The sequence below is a fragment of the Kineococcus aurantiacus genome, from assembly GCF_013409345.1.
GTDB lineage: Bacteria > Actinomycetota > Actinomycetes > Actinomycetales > Kineococcaceae > Kineococcus > Kineococcus aurantiacus.
Genome location: NZ_JACCBB010000001.1, coordinates 2,310,955 through 2,328,696 on the forward strand (window position 1 = coordinate 2,310,955; position 17,742 = coordinate 2,328,696).

15 protein-coding genes are annotated in these 17,742 nt (G+C 73.6%); 2 read left to right on the top strand and 13 right to left on the bottom strand.

What is annotated here, in order from left to right; genetic code table 11:
- Positions 1–126 precede the first annotated feature (126 nt).
- Positions 127–1,047 (top strand): serine/threonine dehydratase, encoded by a 921-nt coding sequence (locus tag BJ968_RS11210; RefSeq protein ID WP_179751846.1) that lies wholly within the window; start codon positions 127–129, stop codon positions 1,045–1,047.
- 28 nt (positions 1,048–1,075) lie between these two features.
- On the opposite strand, the gene BJ968_RS11215 is transcribed toward BJ968_RS11210, so the two are convergent.
- Positions 1,076–1,951 carry an ATP-binding cassette domain-containing protein gene (locus BJ968_RS11215; protein WP_179751848.1) on the bottom strand — a complete coding sequence of 292 codons (876 nt, stop codon included), beginning with the start codon at positions 1,949–1,951 and terminating at the stop codon, positions 1,076–1,078.
- Between the two features lie 125 nt (positions 1,952–2,076).
- Between BJ968_RS11215 and BJ968_RS11220 the strand changes: the two genes are divergently transcribed.
- A complete protein-coding gene (locus tag BJ968_RS11220; RefSeq protein WP_179751850.1) occupies positions 2,077–2,919 on the top strand; it encodes a GntR family transcriptional regulator in 843 nt (280 codons plus the stop codon).
- Positions 2,920–2,935: 16 nt separating this feature from the next.
- On the opposite strand, the gene BJ968_RS11225 is transcribed toward BJ968_RS11220, so the two are convergent.
- Genes BJ968_RS11225 through BJ968_RS11280 form a run of 12 tightly spaced genes read right to left on the bottom strand, consistent with a single transcriptional unit; the run spans position 2,936 to position 17,609 of the window.
- Complete coding sequence (locus BJ968_RS11225; RefSeq protein WP_218884996.1) at positions 2,936–4,225, bottom strand: NtaA/DmoA family FMN-dependent monooxygenase; 1,290 nt, start codon at positions 4,223–4,225, stop codon at positions 2,936–2,938.
- A complete protein-coding gene (locus tag BJ968_RS11230; protein WP_179751853.1) occupies positions 4,225–5,151 on the bottom strand; it encodes an LLM class flavin-dependent oxidoreductase in 927 nt (308 codons plus the stop codon). Before BJ968_RS11230 ends, BJ968_RS11225 begins: the two co-directional genes overlap by 1 nt.
- On the bottom strand, positions 5,148–6,386 hold the full coding sequence (locus BJ968_RS11235) for an LLM class flavin-dependent oxidoreductase (RefSeq protein ID WP_179751855.1): 1,239 nt from the start codon (positions 6,384–6,386) through the stop codon (positions 5,148–5,150). Before BJ968_RS11235 ends, BJ968_RS11230 begins: the two co-directional genes overlap by 4 nt.
- A 12-nt stretch (positions 6,387–6,398) precedes the next feature.
- Entirely contained in the window at positions 6,399–7,688 is a 1,290-nt protein-coding gene (locus tag BJ968_RS11240; RefSeq protein WP_179756554.1) for an NtaA/DmoA family FMN-dependent monooxygenase, read from the bottom strand.
- Between the two features lie 28 nt (positions 7,689–7,716).
- Positions 7,717–9,117, bottom strand: a complete 1,401-nt coding sequence (locus BJ968_RS11245) for an MFS transporter (RefSeq protein WP_179751857.1) — start codon at positions 9,115–9,117, stop codon at positions 7,717–7,719.
- Positions 9,118–9,122: 5 nt separating this feature from the next.
- Positions 9,123–10,415 carry an NtaA/DmoA family FMN-dependent monooxygenase gene (locus BJ968_RS11250; RefSeq protein WP_179751859.1) on the bottom strand — a complete coding sequence of 431 codons (1,293 nt, stop codon included), beginning with the start codon at positions 10,413–10,415 and terminating at the stop codon, positions 9,123–9,125.
- 23 nt (positions 10,416–10,438) lie between these two features.
- Positions 10,439–11,749: an NtaA/DmoA family FMN-dependent monooxygenase gene (locus tag BJ968_RS11255; RefSeq protein ID WP_179751861.1), complete on the bottom strand. Its 1,311-nt coding sequence runs from the start codon at positions 11,747–11,749 to the stop codon at positions 10,439–10,441.
- A gap of 11 nt (positions 11,750–11,760) precedes the next feature.
- Positions 11,761–13,089: an NtaA/DmoA family FMN-dependent monooxygenase gene (locus BJ968_RS11260; RefSeq protein WP_218884998.1), complete on the bottom strand. Its 1,329-nt coding sequence runs from the start codon at positions 13,087–13,089 to the stop codon at positions 11,761–11,763.
- Positions 13,086–14,762 (bottom strand): ABC transporter substrate-binding protein, encoded by a 1,677-nt coding sequence (locus tag BJ968_RS11265; RefSeq protein WP_179751863.1) that lies wholly within the window; start codon positions 14,760–14,762, stop codon positions 13,086–13,088. Before BJ968_RS11265 ends, BJ968_RS11260 begins: the two co-directional genes overlap by 4 nt.
- 44 nt (positions 14,763–14,806) lie before the next feature.
- The gene (locus BJ968_RS26600; protein WP_179751866.1) at positions 14,807–15,694 is read right to left on the bottom strand and encodes an ABC transporter permease subunit; all 888 of its coding nucleotides are present in this window, start codon (positions 15,692–15,694) and stop codon (positions 14,807–14,809) included.
- Entirely contained in the window at positions 15,691–16,809 is a 1,119-nt protein-coding gene (locus BJ968_RS11275) for an ABC transporter permease subunit (protein WP_218884999.1), read from the bottom strand. Before BJ968_RS11275 ends, BJ968_RS26600 begins: the two co-directional genes overlap by 4 nt.
- A complete protein-coding gene (locus BJ968_RS11280) occupies positions 16,806–17,609 on the bottom strand; it encodes an ATP-binding cassette domain-containing protein (RefSeq protein ID WP_218885000.1) in 804 nt (267 codons plus the stop codon). The genes BJ968_RS11275 and BJ968_RS11280 overlap by 4 nt, the downstream gene beginning before the upstream one ends.
- Between the last annotated feature and the right edge of the window lie 133 nt (positions 17,610–17,742).

The window sequence follows — 17,742 nt, forward strand, 5'->3', positions numbered from 1 at the left end:
TGGCTGCGAGTCTGGCCGGACGGTGTTTCAAGCGTGTTTCCACGTGTTTCCGGACCGTCAAACTTCCCGCACGCCGCCGCGGGGGCCCGACGACCCGCCCGCCGGGCCGCGAGGCAGGATCGGGGGGTGCACACCACCACCGCCGCGGACGTCCACGCCGCCGTCACCCGCACCGCCGGCCGCGTCCGCCGCACTCCCGTCCTGCCCGTCGGGCCCGGCCTGTGGCTGAAGCTGGAGTTCCTGCAGCACACCGGCACCTTCAAGGCCCGCGGCGCCTTCAACCGGCAGCTGCTGGCCCTGGAGCGCGGGGAGCTGGACCCCTCCCGCGGGGTCGTGGCCGCCTCCGGCGGCAACGCCGGGCTCGCCCACGCCCACGCCGCGGCCGAGCTGGGCGTGCCCGCCACCGTCTTCGTCCCCGAGACCGCACCGGCGGTGAAGGTGCGCAAGCTGCGGGCCCTGGGCGCGGACGTGCGGCTCGTGGGGCAGCAGTACGCCCAGGCCTACGAGGCGGCCGTCGCCCACGCGCGCGAGCGGGGCGCGGTCTTCTGCCACGCCTACGACCAGCCGGAGATCGCCGCCGGCGCCGGCACCCTCGCGGTGGAGGTCCTCCAGGACGTGCCGGACGTCGACACCGTCGTCGTCGCCGTCGGGGGCGGCGGGCTGTTCGCCGGGGTCGCGGCCGCCGTCGAGGGTTCCGCCCGCGTCGTCGCGGTCGAGCCGACGGGCGCCCCCACGCTGCACGAGGCCCTGGCCGCCGGCCGGCCCGTCGACGTCCCCGTCTCGGGGGTCGCCGCCGACTCCCTGGGCGCCCGCCGCATCGGCGACATCGGCTTCGACGTCGCCCGCCGCACCCGCCCCGTCAGCCTGCTCGTCGACGACGACGCCGTCGTCGCCGCGCGCCGCGACCTGTGGTCCCGCTTCCGGATCGCCGCCGAGCACGGGGCCGCGGCCGCCTGGGCCGGGCTCGACGCCTACCGGCCCGCCGACGGGGAACGGGTCGTCGTCGTGGTGTGCGGGGCGAACACCGACCCGGCCGACCTGGGGTGAACCCCCCGCGGGGCGGCGCCGGGCGCGCTCAGGGGGCCGGCGCCACGTCGGCGAGGGTCGGCAGCCACTGCCGGGTGCGGTCCGCCATCGTCGGGACGCACTCGACGAGGGCGCGGGTGTAGGGGTGCTCGGCGTGCTCGGCCAGCCGGGCCGAGGCGCCGAGCTCGACGAGCTCCCCGTCGTACATGACGCCCACGACGTCGGTGTGCTCCAGGCACAGCAGGATGTCGTGGCTGATGACCAGGAGCGCGATGCCCTCCGACCGGGTCAGCTCGGTGAGCAGCTCCATCGCCCCCCGGGCCAGCGAGGCGTCGAGCGCGCTGGTCGGCTCGTCGGCCACCAGCAGCCGCGGGCCGCCGGCGAGGGCGACCGCGATCATGACCCGCTGCCGCATGCCCCCGGACAGCTCGTCGGGCCGGGCGCGCAGCACGCGGGAGACGTCGCGCAGCCCGACCCGCTCGAGCCAGTGGCCGGCGGCGTCGCGGGCGGCGCGGCCCCGGGTCCCCGCCCCGGCCAGGACGGCGCCCAGCTGCTTGCCGACCGGGCGCACGGGGTCCAGCGCGTTCATGGCGTCCTGGAACACCACGGCGGTCCCCGGCGTCCGCACCGGGATCGCGCCGCGGCCGCGGGGGACGACGGGACGGCCGTCGACGGTGAGTTCGTCCGCGGTGATCTCGACGTCCGCCGCCGCGGAGGCCAGCAGCCCCGTGACGGCCAGGGCGAGCGTCGTCTTGCCCGACCCCGACTGACCGACCAGCGCCATGCGCTGACCGGCGTGCAGGTCGAACGTGGCCCCCGAGACGGCCGGGTGGGCCGCACCCCCGGGGGTGCGGTAGCGCACGTCGAGACCGCGCACGCGCAGCAGCGGCCGGGCGGGGTTCTGCTGGGGGACGACCGGGGTCACGGGACCACCTCTTCCTGGGGGACGGGGTGCGGGTGGCACGTGGAACGGGGTCCACGCCCCGGCGCACGGTGCCTATTCTGAGCGGCGATACGGAATTCCGGAAGAGTCGGGGAGGAGGACGGCGGATGCCCACCGGTGACGCGCAGGAAGCCCGCCGGGCCGAGTTCGAGCGCGCGCGCCGGGCCCGCACCGAGGAGGTGCAGACGTCGCCGCGGCGCGTCTACGAACTGATCCGCTCGATGATCCGCCGCGGCACCGCGTCCCCGGACACGGCGCTGGGCGAGGCCGAACTCGTCCGGCACCTGGGAGCGAGCCGCAACGCCGTGCGCCGCGCGCTGCAGATGCTGGCCGACGACGGGGTGGTGGTCCGCCAGCGCCGGGCCGGGACCAGCGTCCTGCACGACATCGTCGCCGTCCACGACGGCGAGGTGGGCCCGCGGGCCTACGAGGGCGCGGCCGACGAGGGGCGTTTGCGGGTCAGCACCCTGGAGTGCCGGCGCATCAGCACCCCGCCGGTGGTGCAGCAGGGCCTGGGCACGGACGTGGTGTCCGTGCTGCTCCTGGAGCAGGTCGGGTTCGTCGGCGGGGCCCCGCTGTACCTGCGCGTGGGGTACAACGTGACGGACCTCACCGCGGAGGAGTTCACCACCCGCATCGAGGAGAACCACGTGCGCTACCCGCCGATCGCGGAGGTGTTCGAGAGCCTCTTCGACGTCCCCTACGGCGGCAGCAGCTCGGTCGTCGAGGCGGTGTCCTGCGAGGAGCGGGCGGCGGGTCTGCTCGGGGTCCCGGAGGGTTCCCCGGTGCTGCTGCGCGAGCTCACGACCCGCCAGACCGACGGGACCCCCCGGGAGCTGAGCTTCACCCACTTCCGGGGGGACCGCGTCGCGCTGCTCGGCGGGGACCACGGCCCCCAGCGCGCCGTGGGGTCCGGGGGTTTCGCCGACGTCGACCTCCCCCTGCAGTAGCACCTCGGGCAGCACCTCAGGCCGACAGCAGGTTCTCGCGGAACGTGCCGTGCGGGTACCGGTCCCGCAGCAGACCGCGCCGGCGCAGGGCCGGCGCGAGGCCGTCGCCGATCTCGGTGAGGTTCTTCCGGGTGACCGGGGCGGCGATGAGGAACCCGTCCCCACCCACCTCCTCCATGATCTCCCCCATGCGCTCGGCGACGGTGTCCGGCGAGCCGCACAGCTCCACCGACTCGGTCGTGCGGTGGTTGGTCGCGATCTCCCGCAACGTCTTCCCGTTGCGGAACATGTCGGCGACGGTCCCCTGGTGGCCGTTGTTGCCCGACAGGTCCGGCAGCGGTGCGTCGACGTCGAACTGCGAGAAGTCCGTGCTGGTGAAGTACGACAGGGCCGCCAGCACCCCGTCGACGTTGGACCGCTGCGCCTCCCGCAGCCGGTCCCGCCTGGCGAGCGCCTCGTCGTCGGTGTCGCCGAGGATCGGGTTCACCAGGAACATGACCTTGGCGTCGTCGGCACCGCGGCCGTTGTCCACGAGCCGCTTGGCGATGTCGAGCTTGTAGTCGCGCATGGCCGCGACGCCGGTCTGGGCCGCGATGATCGTGTCGGCGTGCTTCGCGCCGAAGGCCCGGCCCGCCGGCGAGGCGCCGGCCTGGCAGAGCACCGGGCCGCCCTGCGGGCCGGCCGGCAGGTTCAGCGGCCCGCGCGAGCGGTAGTGGGTCCCTACGTGGTCGACGGTGTGAATCTTCGTGTGGTCGGCGAACACCCCGGACCGCGGGTCGAGCACGAGCGCGTCGGGTTCCCAGGACGCCCACAGCTTGCGGCACACCTCGACCCACTCGTCGGCCATCTCGTAGCGCAGGTCGTGCTGGACGTGCTTGTCCAGGCCGTAGTTCTGGGCCGCGCCGTCGGCCGAGGCCGTCACCAGGTTGATCCCCACCCGGCCGCCCGTGACGTGGTCCAGCGTCTGGAACAGCCGGGCGGCCAGGAACGGCGGGTAGAAGGTCGTCGCGACCGTGGCGATGATCCCGATGTGCCGCGTCGCGGCGGCCATGAGCGGGACCAGCGGCAGCGGGTCGAACCGGACCTGGACGCCCCGCGCCACCGAGCTCTCGAAGGTGCCGCGGAACACGTCGGGCAGCACCGAGGAGTCCTCGAGCATCACGTAGTCGAAACCGGCGCGTTCCAGCGTCGTCGCCATGTCGACGAACAGGCCGGGCCTGCCCAGGTCCTGGGGCTGGTTCCCGCTCCACGGCTGGTTCCAGCCGTAGACGCCGAAACCGGTCGTGGCGAACCATCCGAGGTGCATCAGTCCATCTCCAGGTGTTCTCGCAGGGTGGTGGTCCCGGGGTTCCGGGCGGGGCCGAGCACACCGGCCCGGACGAGGTCGGGGACGAGGCCGGCGGTGACGTCGGCCAGCGCGCGGTCGAGCGCCGGACCCGTGACGAGGGGCAGGTCGAGCAGGAAACCGTCGGCACCGCGGTCGCGGACGGCGGCGAGGAGGTCCGCGGGGCGGGTGCCGGCGGGAACACGGACCAGGACGGTGCAGGCCGTCACGGCGCGGCCGGCCGCGACCAGCCCGGCGCGCAGCCGCGCGACGGCGTCGGCGTGCCGGTCGCGCGCCGCGTGCACGCCGTCGTCGCCGGTGGCCAGGACGAGGACGTCGGCCCGCCGGGCGGCGACGTCGACGACCTCGGGCGCGGCGCCGTCGAGGACGACGACGGGCTGGCGGCGCGGGGGGACCGTGTTCAGCGGCCCCCGCACCCGGTAGTGGGTCCCCGCGTGGTCGACGGGGTGGACCTTGCGGTGGTCGGCGTAGGCGCCGCTCACCCGGTCCCGGACGACGGCGCCGGGTTCCCACGAGGCGCACAACCGGGCCACGACGTCGAGGTGCTCGTCGACCCGGCCGGGGTCGGCGGCGGTGTCGGTGCACCACCACCCCGACCGGCCGTGCGTGAGGTGGTCCAGGGTCACGAGCTCCCGGGCGAGCAGGTACGGCGGCACCTCCGCGCTGCGCGTCCCGGCCAGGACCGCGGGTGCCGCGGGGACGGCGGAGGCGAACGCCGCGAGCGCCGACCCCTCCAGCTGCGGGCCCTCCCCCGCCGGGTCGACGAGGACGAGACCGGCCCCGGCGCGCCCGAGGCGGCGCAGCAGCTCCACCGCGGCGTCACCGTCGGCGGCCCAGCGGGGGAAGGTCGTCACGGCTCCCCAGCGCCAGCGGGCGGACCCGGTCACGGCGCGACCCCCAGCGCGACCCCCGCGGCGTCGGTGACGCCCCGCCGGCGGCGCAGCCGCTCGCGCAGCCCCTCCCCCGGGACACCGCGGCCGGCCAGCCCGCGGCGGCGCAGTTCCGGCATCAGCCCGTCGCAGACCTCGCGCACGTAGCGGCGGGTCAGGACGCCGCCACCGCCGCCGAACAGCAGGAACCCGTCGCCGCCGACCTCGTCGAGGACCTCGACCATGCGGTCGGCCACGCCCTCGGCGGTCCCGGCGAGGCGCACCGACTCGGTGCGCTGCGTGCTGAGCACCTCCCGCAGCGTCCGGCCGGCGGCCATCCGGCGCAGGTTGTCGAGGATGCTGCGGCTGCCCTGGGTGCTCGTGGACTCCGGCAGCGGCGCGTCGAGGTCGAAGGCGGAGAAGTCGATGTCACCGGACAGCTGCACGATCCGCCGCCACAGGGCCGCCCCGGTCGGGGCGTAGAACCTCTCGGCGTACTGCTGCGCCAGTTCGTCGGTCTCGGCGACCAGCGGGGTCACCATGAACAGCACCTGCACGTCGTCGGCGGACCGTCCCGCGGCGACGGCCGCGTCGCGGACCCGCTCGCGGTACTCGCGCATGGCGGCCACCCCGTGCGGGGCGGCGACGACGACGTCGGCGAAGCGGCCGGCGAGCTCGATGCCCGCGGGGGAGGCGCCGGCCTGGCAGATCACCGGGCGGTCCCCGACCGGCGGGGTCGAGGAGCCCCACAGGGCGTGGACCGTCTCCAGGTACTCCTGCGCCCGGGCGTAGCGCTCGGCGTGCGGCGGCAGGACGTCCATGCCGAAGTTCTGCGCGGCCCGGTCCCCCGTCGACGTCACGACGTTCCAGCCGGCCCGGCCACCGGAGAGGTGGTCCAGCGCGGCGTACTTGCGGGCCAGCAGTTCCGGCGGGTAGAAGGTGCTCGACGCGGTGGCGATGAGCCCGATCGTCGAGGTCTCGGCCGCGAGGCGGGCCACCAAGGGCAGCGGGTCGGACTTCGGGGCCCGCGAGTTCGTCCGCAGCTCCGCCTCGAACGTGCCGCCGACGATGTCGGCGAGGTAGCTGATGTCCTCCAGCACGACGAGGTCCACGCCGGCGCGTTCGAGTTCGCGGACGGTCTCGATCGCGAAGGTGCCGTCGATCCACTCCTCACCGGCGTCACCGGCCCAGGGGCCGGTCCAGTCGGGGACGAGGTAGCTGGTGAACCAGCCGACGGTGAAGGGTCGGGGCACAGGGGTCCTCCGTCAGAAGTCGAGCAGGTTGTCGCGGAACCGTTCGTGGGTGTAGGCGGTGCGGGTCAGGCCGCGCCGCTGCAGGGCCGGGACGAGTCCCTCGGTGATCCCGCCGACGAAGCGCCGGCCGATGTTGCCGGTGAACAGGAACCCGTCGCCGCCGACGTGCTCCATCGTCTCGCCCATCTGCTCGGCGACCGACTCGGGGGTTCCCACGAAGTGCAGCACCTTGTTCATGGAGGCGATCGCCGCCTCCCGGACGGTGCTCCCGTTCCTCAGGAAGCTCGCCAGGGACGACTGGTGGCCGTTGGTGCGCACGTCGAGGTCGGCGATCGGCGTGTCCAGGTCGAAGGCGGCGAAGTCGACCTCGCTCACGGCGGACATGTGCGCCAGGGAGACCTCGATCTTCGTCTCGGTCGGGGTGCGCACCACCTCGGCCTTGGCGCGCGCCTCCTCCTCCGTGTCCCCCAGCACGGGGGTCGTGATGAACATGATCTTGCAGTCGTCCGGGTTCCGGCCGATCGCGACCATGCGGGCCCGCACGTCGTCGCGGTACTCCTTCATCTCGTCCGGGTCCGAGAGCATCGCCAGGACGGTGTCGGCGTTCCGGGCGGCGAAGTCGCGCCCGCGGGGGGAACCCCCGGCCTGGCAGAGGACGGGCCGGCCCTGCGGGGGGCGCGTGAGGTTCAGCGGGCCCCGGGTCGCGAAGTGCTTGCCGCGGTGGTCCAGCACGTGGACCTTCTCGTGGTCGACGTACACGCCCCGCTCGCGGTCCAGGACGAGGGCGTCCGGTTCCCAGCTGTCCCAGAGCCGGCCGACGACGTCGACGAACTCGTCGGCCCGTTCGTAGCGCTCGTCGTGCGCGGGCAGGGCGTCCATGCCGTGGTTCTGCGCGGCGCGGTCCTCGCTGGAGGTCACGACGTTCCAGCCGATGCGCCCGTGGGAGATGTGGTCCAGCGTCGCGAACCGGCGGGCCAGCAGCCACGGCGGGTAGAACGACGTGGACGCTGTCGCCACGATGCCGATGCGCTCGGTGGCGGCGGCCAGCAGCGGGGCGAGCACCACCGGGTCGTGCTTGGGGGCGTAGAGGCCGTGCTTGAGGTCGGCCCGCATCGACCCCTCGTAGGCGTCGCTGACCATCGAGGAGTCCTCGAGCATGACGTAGTCGAAGCAGGCGCGCTCCAGGGCGCGGGTGAACTCGACGTGGGCGTCGCCGCGGGGCCAGTCGCGGCCCTCGGTACCGGCCCACGGGTGGTTCCACGGCGGGTTGCTGAAGTTGGTGAACCACCCCAGGTGGAACATCGGCACGGGGACTCCTCGGGTCGTCGGGTCAGGCGGCGAGCTGGGTGGCGCGGACGCGGAACGGTTCCTCCGCGTGCAGACCGCGGTTCCAGGCGGGGACGACGGCCAGCAGCGAGAGGCAGGCCAGGACGGCGAAGCAGACGACGACACCGGCCGAACCGGTGATCGCCAGGCCCACCGCGACCGCGACGGTGACGGCGGTGTTGTCGACGGCCACGCGCAGGCCGTTGACCATCCCGGCCTGCCCCGCGTCGCCGCCGACGTTGAGCGCGGCCGCGTTGGCGGTCTTGAAGATCCCGCCGGTGAGGCCGATCGCGCACAGCAGCGCCCACAGCGGGACGGACTCCGCCGGGCCGGCGAAGTGCAGTGCGATGAGCGCCAGCACGACGGTCGAGCCGGTGACGGCGGCGGTGGTGAGGGCCCGGCCGGAGAACAGCGGCGACAACCGCCCGGCCACCAGCGACGCGGTCGCCGTCCCGACGGCCAGCGCGGTCACCTGGACCCCCGCCTCCAGCGGGGAGGACCCGCCGTCCTGCTGCAGGTGCCAGACGACGACGACGGCGACCGACCCCTCGGCCAGCGTCGACAGACCGGTGGCGCCGTAGGCGGACCCGCGGAACCGTTCCCGCAGCAGGCCCAGGTCGACGACCGGGTCACCGGCGCGGCGCTCCACCAGGAGCAGGACGGCGCCGGCGGCCGCGGCCACCACGAGGGCGCCGACCGCCGTCGGCGTCCACCCGGACGCACCGGCCTGGTTCGCGCCGAACACCACCGCGGCCATGAGCGTCGCCGACGCGAGGGCACCGGCCACGTCGGGCCGGCCGGCCCGGCGGGGCGCGCGCGGGACCCGCGGCAGGGCGAACCCGGCCCACACGAGCCCGACGAGCCCCAGCGGGGCGCCCACCGCGAACACCGCGCGCCAGCCGACGGCCTCGGTGAGGACCCCGCTGACGAGCGGCCCGATCGCGGTCGCGACGGACATGATGCCGATGTTCGCGCCGATCCCGACGGCGAGCCGGCTGGGCGGGAAGACCTCCACCAGCAGCGCCGTGGAGTTGGTGATGACGCAGGCCGCCCCGAGCCCCTGCACCCCCCGCAGCGCCACGACCAGCCAGGGGTCGGACGCGAAGGTGGTGCCCGCGACCGAGAGGGTGCACAGGGCCAGCCCCGTCAGGTACACCGGGCGGCGGCCGCACGCGTCGGCCACCCGCCCGGCGACGAGGATGAGCGCCGAGCACGCCAGCAGGTAGGCGAGCAGGAACCACTGCCCCTGCACCCCGCTCGCGTCGAGGTCCTCGATCATCGCCGGGAGGGCGACCGGGACCATGCTCACGCTGGAGAACGCCACGACGAGCCCCAGGGCCGTGGAGGACACGGTGAGCCAGGCCGCGCGGGGGATCCGCACGGGCGCGGGGCGGTCCGAGGGCACGCGGATCAGAACTCCAGCAGGTTGTCGCGGAACTGCTCGTGGGTGTACCCGTCGCGGACCAGGCCGCGCTTGCGCAGCTCGGGGACCAGGCCGTCGGTGATCTCGGCGATGTAGCGCCGGTTGACGTTGCCGGAGATGAGGAACCCGTCGCCGCCGACCTCCTCGGCGATCTCACCCATCTGCGCGGCGACCGCGTCGGGGGTCCCGACGAGGTCGACGGAGCGCCGGACGTTCGACTCGGCGGCCTCGCGCAGCGTCATGCCGGCCGCGTTGGCCGACATCATGACCATGGACGAACGGGTGGCGTTCGTGCCGGACAGGTCCGGGAAGGGCGCGTCGAGGTCGTACCGGGCGAAGTCGACGCCGCTGGCGTAGGACATGTTGGCCAGGTTGACCGAGATGTCGGCCTTGAAACCGGCGAGCGCGCGGGCGTTCTTCGCCTCGGCGTCGGCCTGCGTCTCGCCCAGGACGGGGGACACGATGAACATGACCTTGCACGAGTCGGGGTCCCGGCCGGCCTCGGCCATCCGCGCGCGGACGTCGGCGCGGTACTCCTTCATGGCCTCGACCGACTCGACCTGCGCCAGCAGCGTGTCGCAGTGCTTCGCGGCCAGCGCCCGGCCGGCGGTCGAACCCCCGGCCTGGCAGATGACGGGGTGGCCCTGCGGCGGCGGCAGGGTGTTCAGCGGGCCGCGGCTGGAGTGCCAGGTGCCGCGGAAGTCGATCGGGCGGACCCGCGAACCGTCCACGTAGACGTTGCGCGCGCGGTCCTGGACGAGCGCGTCGGCGTCCCACGAACCCCACAGCTGCTTGACCAGGTCGATCCACTCGTCGGCCATCTCGTAGCGCAGGTCGTGCTCGAAGATGTCCTCGTGCCCGAAGTTCTGCGCGGTGCGGGTGTTGTGCGAGGTCACCAGGTTCACCCCCGCCCGGCCGTGGCTGAGGTGGTCGATCGTCGCCATGGTGCGCGCGGCCATGTAGGGCGGGTAGAACGACGTCGACATCGTGCCGACGAGGCCGAGGCGCTCGGTGTGCTGGGACAGGATGGGCAGCAGCTGCATGGGGTCCTGCTTGGGGACCGAGCGCGCCCGGGCCAGCCACCAGTCGTGGCCGCCGCCGTAGCTGTCGGGGACGAAGGCGCCGTCCTCGAACATGACGTAGTCGAATCCGGCCCGTTCGAGCGATCGGGTCATGTCGACGTACAGGTCGGGGTGGTTCCACTCGTTCCCCCCCTCCCCGGACCACGTGCCGTTCCAGCTCTGCACCTGCCAGCTGAGGAACCACGCCAGGTGGAACATCGTCTCTCCCGCCTCCTCTGGGCTCAGAACGCGCGCAGGTTGTCGCGGAAGTGGGCGAACTCGTACCGGTCGCGGGTCAGGCCGCGCCGCTTGAGGACGGGCGCGAGGCCGTCGGTGACCTCGGCGACGTACCGCCGGTTCATCGGGGCCCCGGCGATGAGGAACCCGTCCCCGCCGACCTCCTGCACCACGCCCGCCATCTGGTCGGCGACGTCCTCGGGGGTCCCGACGAACTCGATGGTGTCGATCGCGGAGTGGGCGATGAGCCGCTCGCGCAAGGTCTGGGTGCCGTCGCCCTTGAACTCCGCGAAGCTGCTGCGGTGCCCGTTGCTCTCCAGGTCGGCGGGCAGCGGGGCGTCGAGGTCGTACTGCGACAGGTCGATCCCGGACAGGTGCGACCGGCCGGCGAGCAGGCCGTCGATGTTCCTGGCCTGGGCGTCCTTGCGGCGCTGCAGCTTGGCCTGCGCCTCGGCCGTCGTCTCCCCGAACACCGGGGAGATGAGGTAGAGGACCTTCACGTCGTCGGGGTCGCGGCCCTGCTCGGCGGCGAGGGTGCGGATCTCCTCGCGGTAGGCGCGCATCTTGTCGGTGCCGTGCGGGTTGGAGATGATCGCCTCGGCCCAGCGGGCGGCGAACGCCTTGCCGGCGCTGGAGCCGCCGGCCTGCAGGACGACGGGCGAGCCCTGCGGGCTGGGGACGGTGTTCAGGGGCCCGCGCGAGGCGTAGTGCTTGCCCTGGAAGTCGAGGCGGTGAACCTTCTCGTGGTCGGCGTAGACGCCGTTCTCGACGTCGGCCAGGACCGCGTCGCTCTCCCAGGTGTCCCAGAGCTTGTGGGCGAGCTCGACGAACTCGTCGGCCATCTCGTACCGGACGTCGTGCTCGGGCATCTCGAAGCCGTAGTTCTGCGCGGCCCGGGTGTTGGACCCCGTGACGACGTTCCAGCCGATGCGGCCCCGCGCGATGTGGTCGAGGGTCGTCATCATCCGGGCCACGGTGTACGGGTGGTAGAAGGTCGTGGTCAGGGTCGGGACGATGCCCAGGTGCTTCGTCTCGTGGGCCAGGATCGCGGCCAGCACGGCGGGGTCGTGCTTGGGCGCGGCGGAGGCGGTGCGCAGGTAGTACTCCATCGACCCCTTGTAGGTGTCGGAGACCTGGACGGAGTCCTCCATGATGAGGAAGTCGAAGCAGGCCCGTTCGAGGCTGTGCGCGAGGTCGACGTACTGGTCCGGCATCATCCAGTCCTGCGCGCCGGTGCCGGACCAGGGCTGGTTCCAGCTCTGGACGCCGAACCCGGCACCCAGGAACCATCCGAGGTGGAACTTCGGGGTAGTCATGTGGTGGCCCTTCAGAACTCGAGGAGGTTGTCGCGCAGGTGCTTGTGGGTGTACTCGGTGCGGACGAGGCCGCGTCGCTGCAGCGCGGGCACGAGGCCGTCGGTCACCTCGGCCACGTACTGCCGGGTGGGCGGCTGCATCCAGAGCATGAACCCGTCGCCGCCGACCTCGGCCATGGCGGCCTCCATCTGGTCCGCGACGGACTCGGGGGTCCCGACGAGCTCGAGGGCCTCGGTCCGGTAGTCGTGGACGGCCTCGCGCAGGGTGCGGTCCCCGGACCACTTCCGGAAGGTGTCCAGCGTCGACTGGTGCCCGTTGGTGCGGGCGGTGGCCGGGAGCGGTTCGTCGAGGTCGAACTGCGAGAAGTCGATCTCCATGCTGCCCGACCAGCCGACGAGCTGCCCGGTCGGGTCGGCCCGCACGGCCTCGCGCTTGCGTTCGAGGCGTTCGGCCGCCTCGGACTCGGTGGCGCCGAGGACCGGGGACACGATGAACATCACCTTGACGTCGTCGGGGTCGCGGCCGAACGCCTCCGCCCGGGCCCGGACGTCGTCGCGGTACTCCTTCATCGCCGCGACGCCCTTGGGCAGCGCCATGACCAGGTCGGCGTTGCGGGCGGCGAACTCGCGCCCCCGGGGTGACCCCCCGGCCTGGCTGACGACGGGCCGGCCCTGCGGGGGCGGCAGGGTGTTCAGCGGGCCGCGCGAGGAGTGGTGCTTGCCGCGGAAGTCGATCGGGTGGACCTTGGTGTGGTCGACGTAGGTGTTCGTGGCGCGGTCCATGACGAGGGCGTCCGGCTCCCACGACGCCCACAGCGCGTCGACGAGCTCGACGTGCTCCTGCGCCCGCTCGTACCGCTCGTCGTGCGGGGGCAGCCGGTCCATGCCGAAGTTCTGCGCCGCCCGGTCCTCGCTGGAGGTGACGACGTTCCAGCCGATCCGGCCACCGGACAGGTGGTCCAGCGTCGACACCGCGCGGGCCAGCAGGTAGGGGGGGTAGAAGCTCGTGGAGGCCGTGATCGAGACGCCGAGGTGCTTCGTGGCCGCCGTCAGCAGCGGGGCCAGCGCGATCGGGTCGCCCTTGGGCGCCCACACGCCCCGGGCCAGCGTCGCCTCCGCGGTCCCGCCGTAGGTGTCGGACACCATCGAGGAGTCCTCCAGCAGCAGGACGTCGAAGCAGGCGCGTTCGAGCTGGCGGGCGAAGTCGACGTAGAAGCTGCCGTCGAGCCAGTCGCGGTGGCTGCGCTCGGTCCCCTCGAAGGGCTGGTTCCAGCCCGGCGGGACGTAGGCGCCGAACCAGCCGAGGTGGAACTTCCGGGTCCCCGCGGGCAGCGGGCTCACGCGATCTTCAGGTTGGAGTAGTCGATGCGGAAGTCGGTGCGCTGGGCGAAGCCGTCGATGTCGGAGCGCAGCACCGCCGCGGGCTTGACCCGGGCGATCATCACGTAGGGGGCCTGCGTCACCATGCGCAGCTCCGCGGTCTGCCAGTGCGCCATCGCCGGCGCCCCGAGGGCGTCACCGGCGTCGAGCCCGGCGGTGACCTCGGCGAGGAACTCCGGGTCGTTCCACAGGGCGGTGTTGGACCCGCCGCCGGGCTGGGTGAGCAGCGAGAGCATGTAGGGCGGGGTGTTCGTCACGGCGGCGCCGACGGCGAGGCTGGCCTGCAGCTTGCCGTCGAGGGAGTCCTGGTTCAGCTGCGCCGCCGGCAGCTCGGCGATCTGGACGGTGATCCCGGCGTCGGCGAGGGCGGACTGGATCTGGATGGCGGTGTCCTGCACCGACGGCAGCTGGTTGTTGACGCTCAGGGTGAAGGAGAGGTCGCTCGCCCCCGCGGCGGCCAGGAGCTGCTTGGCGTGGTCGGGGTCGAAGGTGAACTCCGGCAGCGCGCTGTCTTCGTAGCCGGGCGCGGTGTCGTCGAGGATGTGGTTGTACTGGTAGGCGCGGTCGAAGTAGACGTCGGAGATGATCTTGTCGTACGGGACGGCGAAGGACATCGCGTAGCGGACGGCCGGGTCGTCGAAGGGCGGGCGGGTCGTGTTCATCGCCAGCAGCAGGTAGCTGTTCGTCCGGGTGTCCGGGACGGTGACCGCGCTGTCCGCCTCCAGCGACTGCTGGTCGGAGGGCCGCAGGCCGAGGGCGATGTCGGCGTCGCCCTGGCGGACCATGTTGGCGCGGGTCGCCGCGTCCTCGACGAGGCGGCGGGTCATCCGGGTGATGGCGGGCGGCCCGAGGACGAAGTCCGGGTTGGAGACCATCACGATCTCCTGCCCGGCCGTCACCGACTCCAGCTCGTACGCCCCGAACCCGACGTTGCCGCGCATCATGTCGGCCGCGCCCCACTGGACCGCGTAGGGGTCGTCGGGGGTGGCATTGGCCTTGAGGTGGGTGCTGTCGTAGATGGAGCCGATGTTCTCGGCGAGGTTGGCCAGCAGGGTCAGGCCGTAACCGGCCTTGGCGACCGTGAAGGTCACCGTGTGGTCGTCGACCTTGCGGATCTGCGTCGCCGGGTCGGTGAGCATGGGCTTGTAGTAGCCGGCCATGCCCCCGCCGGGGGTGGCGAACTTCCGCTCGAAGGACCACAGCACGTCGTCGGCGGTGAGCTCGTTGCCCTGCTGGCTCAGGACGCCCTGCTTGAGGTGGAAGGTGAAGGTCAGCCCGTCCGGGCTCGTCTCGTAGCTCTCGGCCAGGTACGGCTCGAAGGTGTAGAGGTCCTGGTTCAGCGCGTTGCCGTCCTCGACGTACGGCTTGCGCAGCAGCTGGGCGTGCAGGTTGTTGGTGACGTCCTGGTTGTCGGTGCCCGCGGTGTAGCCGTAGTCGCGGACCACGTTCGAGGCCTGGTCGGGGGTCACCACGACGATCTCCGTGCGCGCGGCGGTGCCGCCCCCCTCGTCGGCGGGGGCCTCGTCGGAGCAGGCCGAGAGCACGCCGGCGACGGCTCCGCCGACTCCGAGGTACTGCAGGGCCCGGCGCCGGCTGGGTCCGGGCGCGGTGGGGTGAGGACGGGACGGCGACATGCGCTCTCCTTGCGGGACGGCGGGAGGACGAGGAGGGGGGGTGTTCAGCGCCGGAGGTCGGCGGTGAGGCGGCGCCCGAGCAGCGAGACGCTCGCGACGGTGAGGCAGAGGGCGACGGCGGGGGCACCGGCGGCCCAGAACTTCCCGACGGCCGCGTCACCCGCCCCGCGGGTGATCATGGCGCCCCACTCCGGGGTGGGCGGCGGGAGGCCGACGCCGAGGAACCCGAGCGCCGCGGTGAGGATGATCGTCACCCCGAACAGCACGGGGGCGTTCTGGAAGGCGGGGGTGACCGAGTTCGGCAGGACGTGGCGGACGACGAGCTCCAGCTCGGTGAGCCCGGCCTGCCGCGCGGCGTCGAGGTAGGCGTCGTGCCGGACCCGCAGCACCTCGGTGCGCACGAGGCGCGCCTGCAGCGGGGCCAGGACGATCGCGAGGGTGAGCACCATCGTCGGGGTGCTCGTGCCGAAGAACGACACGACGACGAGGGCGACGATGATCGTGGGGACGGCCTCGAGCAGGTCCATGCCGCGGGCGGTGCCGCGGGCGAGCAGTCCCCCGATCCCGCCGCGGGACTCGTTCATGCCCACCACCAGGCCCACGGCGACGCCGGCCGAGGTCGCGAGCAGCGTCGCGAGCGCGGCGATGACGACGTCGACGCGGGCGCCGGCCAGCGTGCGGGAGAACACGTCGAGGCCGGAGTTGTCGGTGCCGAGCAGGAACTCCCCGCCGGGGGCCGAGGAGGGGGTCCCGACGACGCGGGTGGGGTCCAGCGGCGCGACCCAGGGGCCGATCACCGCCAGGACGAGCACGGCGAGCACGGGCAGGGCGACGAGGACGGTGCCCGCCCGCACCCGGCGCCGCGTCCGCGGCGCCGGGGTGGCGGTGCCGACGACGGCGGGCGCACCGCCGGTGGTCTTGAGGTCGGTCACGAGCCGGCCACCTTCCTGCCCGGCTTGCGGCGCGGGTCGAGGGTCATGTTGACCACGTCGACGAGGAGGAACACGACCATCGACAGCGCGCCCACCACGAGCAGCGAACCCTGGAGGGCGACGAAGTCGGTCGTGCTCACGGCGTCGACGGCGTAGCTGCCCATCCCCCCGAGCCCGAACAGCGTCTCGAGGATCACCGCACCCCCCACGAGCGAGCCGAACACGTTGCCGCTCATGGTCACCACCGGCGGCAGGGCCCGGCGGTAGGTCGCCGCCCAGACCGAGCGGCGCGGGGCGCCGGCCGCGGCCATGAACCTCGTGGGCTGCGAGGCGGTCGCCTCCTCCAGGGAGGAGAGCAGCTGCTTGAGCAGCACGGGGCAGACCGACACGACGAGCACGCAGACCGGGAGCAGCAGCCGGGAGGTCATCGAGTTCACGACGGGCAGGTCCCCGCGCAGCACCGCGTCGAGCAGCGGGAAGTGCGTGAGGGGTTCGGGGGCCACCAGCCCGGGGCGGATGCGCCCGGTGGGCGCGGGGACCACGTGCAGGGTGGCGTAGAACAGGAAGATGCCGAAGACGCCGACGACGAACTCGGGCACGGAACCGGCGGCCTGGGCGTAGCCCCGCACGAGGCGGGCGGCGAGGGAGCGGGGCCGGGCGACGACCACGGTCGACAGGACCAGGGTCACCAGCACGAGCCAGGTGAACGCCGTGACCGCCAGTTCCACCGTGCCCGGCAGGCGGTCGCCGATCTCCGCGGTGACCGACCGGCCGGTGGCGATGGACTCGCCGAGGTCGAGGTGCAGCAGGCGGCCGAGGTAGGTCGCGAGCTGGTCGGGCAGGCTCCCGTCCAGTCCCAGCCGCTCGCGGGTGGCGAGGTAGTCCTCCTGGGTGGCCTCGGGCCCGACGACCTCGCGGGCGGGGTCGCCGGGGATCAGGCGCACCAGGAAGAAGGTCGCGACGGCGAAGAGGAGGAGGTGCAGCGGCAGCGCGAGGAGGCGGGTGATCCACCAGCGGTGGCGGGCGATCAGCCGGCCGGCGGCCGACCCGGAGCGCGCGCCGGGGCGGGTGGTCGCCGGCGGGTCGGCGACCTGGGGCTGGAGCCCGGTGCTCACGAGGCGGCCCGCAGACCGGGCCCGGAGTGGGCCGCGAGCAGCGTGCGGGTGTAGTCGTGCCGCGGGGAGCCGACGACCTCCTCCACCGTGCCGTGCTCGACGGCCCGTCCCCCCTGCACGACCAGCAGGTGCGAGGAGATGAAGGCCGTCGCGGGCAGGCCGTGGGAGACGAACACCAGGCCGCAGCCGGTGGCGACCGTGTGCCGCCGCAGGTGGTTCAGGACCGCGCCCTGGACGGAGACGTCCAGCGCGGAGACCACCTCGTCGCAGATGAGGACGCGGGGGGAGACCACGAGGGCGCGGGCGATCGCGAACCGCTGGCGTTGACCGCCGGAGACGTTGCGGGGCAGCCGGTCCGCCAGGGCGGGGGCGATCTCCAGGGACGTCAGGACCTCGTCCACGCGGGCGTCGGCGGCGGCGCGGTCCAGCCGCAGCAGCCGCAGCAGCGGCAGCCGGACGGAGTCGCGCAGGGTGCGCCGGGGGTCGAAGGAGGAGCTGGTGTCCTGCGCGACGTACTGCACCGCGCGGCGCAGGTCGCTGCGTCCGGTGCGCGACCGCAGCAGGTTCACGACGGGTTCGCCGTCGAGGAGCACCCTGCCGCTGGTGGGGGTCTCCAGCCCGGCGAGCATGCGCGCCAGGGTCGACTTGCCGGACCCGGACTCGCCCACGATGCCGAGCGCGGTGTCCGGCCCGATCTCCAGGTCGATCCCCGCCACGGCCGGCGCGGCCCCGCGGCGGTAGGTCTTCACGACCTGGTCGGCGGCCAGTTGCGTCAGGGTCGCTGGTCGGTCTTCGCTCACGGCACCTCCTGCGTCGACGTGCTCGGGGGGGCAGGCCCGGACCGGCGGCGCCGGTCCGGGTGCAGTCGGTACGGCGGTGTCCGGGGCTGCGTGGTGGCGAGCATGCAGGCCGCGGGTTTCAGGCGTCTTCCGA

Coding starts and splice junctions, on each gene's coding strand:
- BJ968_RS11265 (WP_179751863.1), bottom strand. CDS start 14,762: ATGTCGCCGTCCCGTCCTCACCCCACCGCGCCCGGACCCAGCCGGCGC.
- BJ968_RS11250 (WP_179751859.1), bottom strand. CDS start 10,415: ATGTTCCACCTGGCGTGGTTCCTCAGCTGGCAGGTGCAGAGCTGGAAC.
- BJ968_RS11240 (WP_179756554.1), bottom strand. CDS start 7,688: ATGTTCCACCTGGGGTGGTTCACCAACTTCAGCAACCCGCCGTGGAAC.
- BJ968_RS11225 (WP_218884996.1), bottom strand. CDS start 4,225: ATGCACCTCGGATGGTTCGCCACGACCGGTTTCGGCGTCTACGGCTGG.
- BJ968_RS11255 (WP_179751861.1), bottom strand. CDS start 11,749: ATGACTACCCCGAAGTTCCACCTCGGATGGTTCCTGGGTGCCGGGTTC.
- BJ968_RS11220 (WP_179751850.1), top strand. CDS start 2,077: ATGCCCACCGGTGACGCGCAGGAAGCCCGCCGGGCCGAGTTCGAGCGC.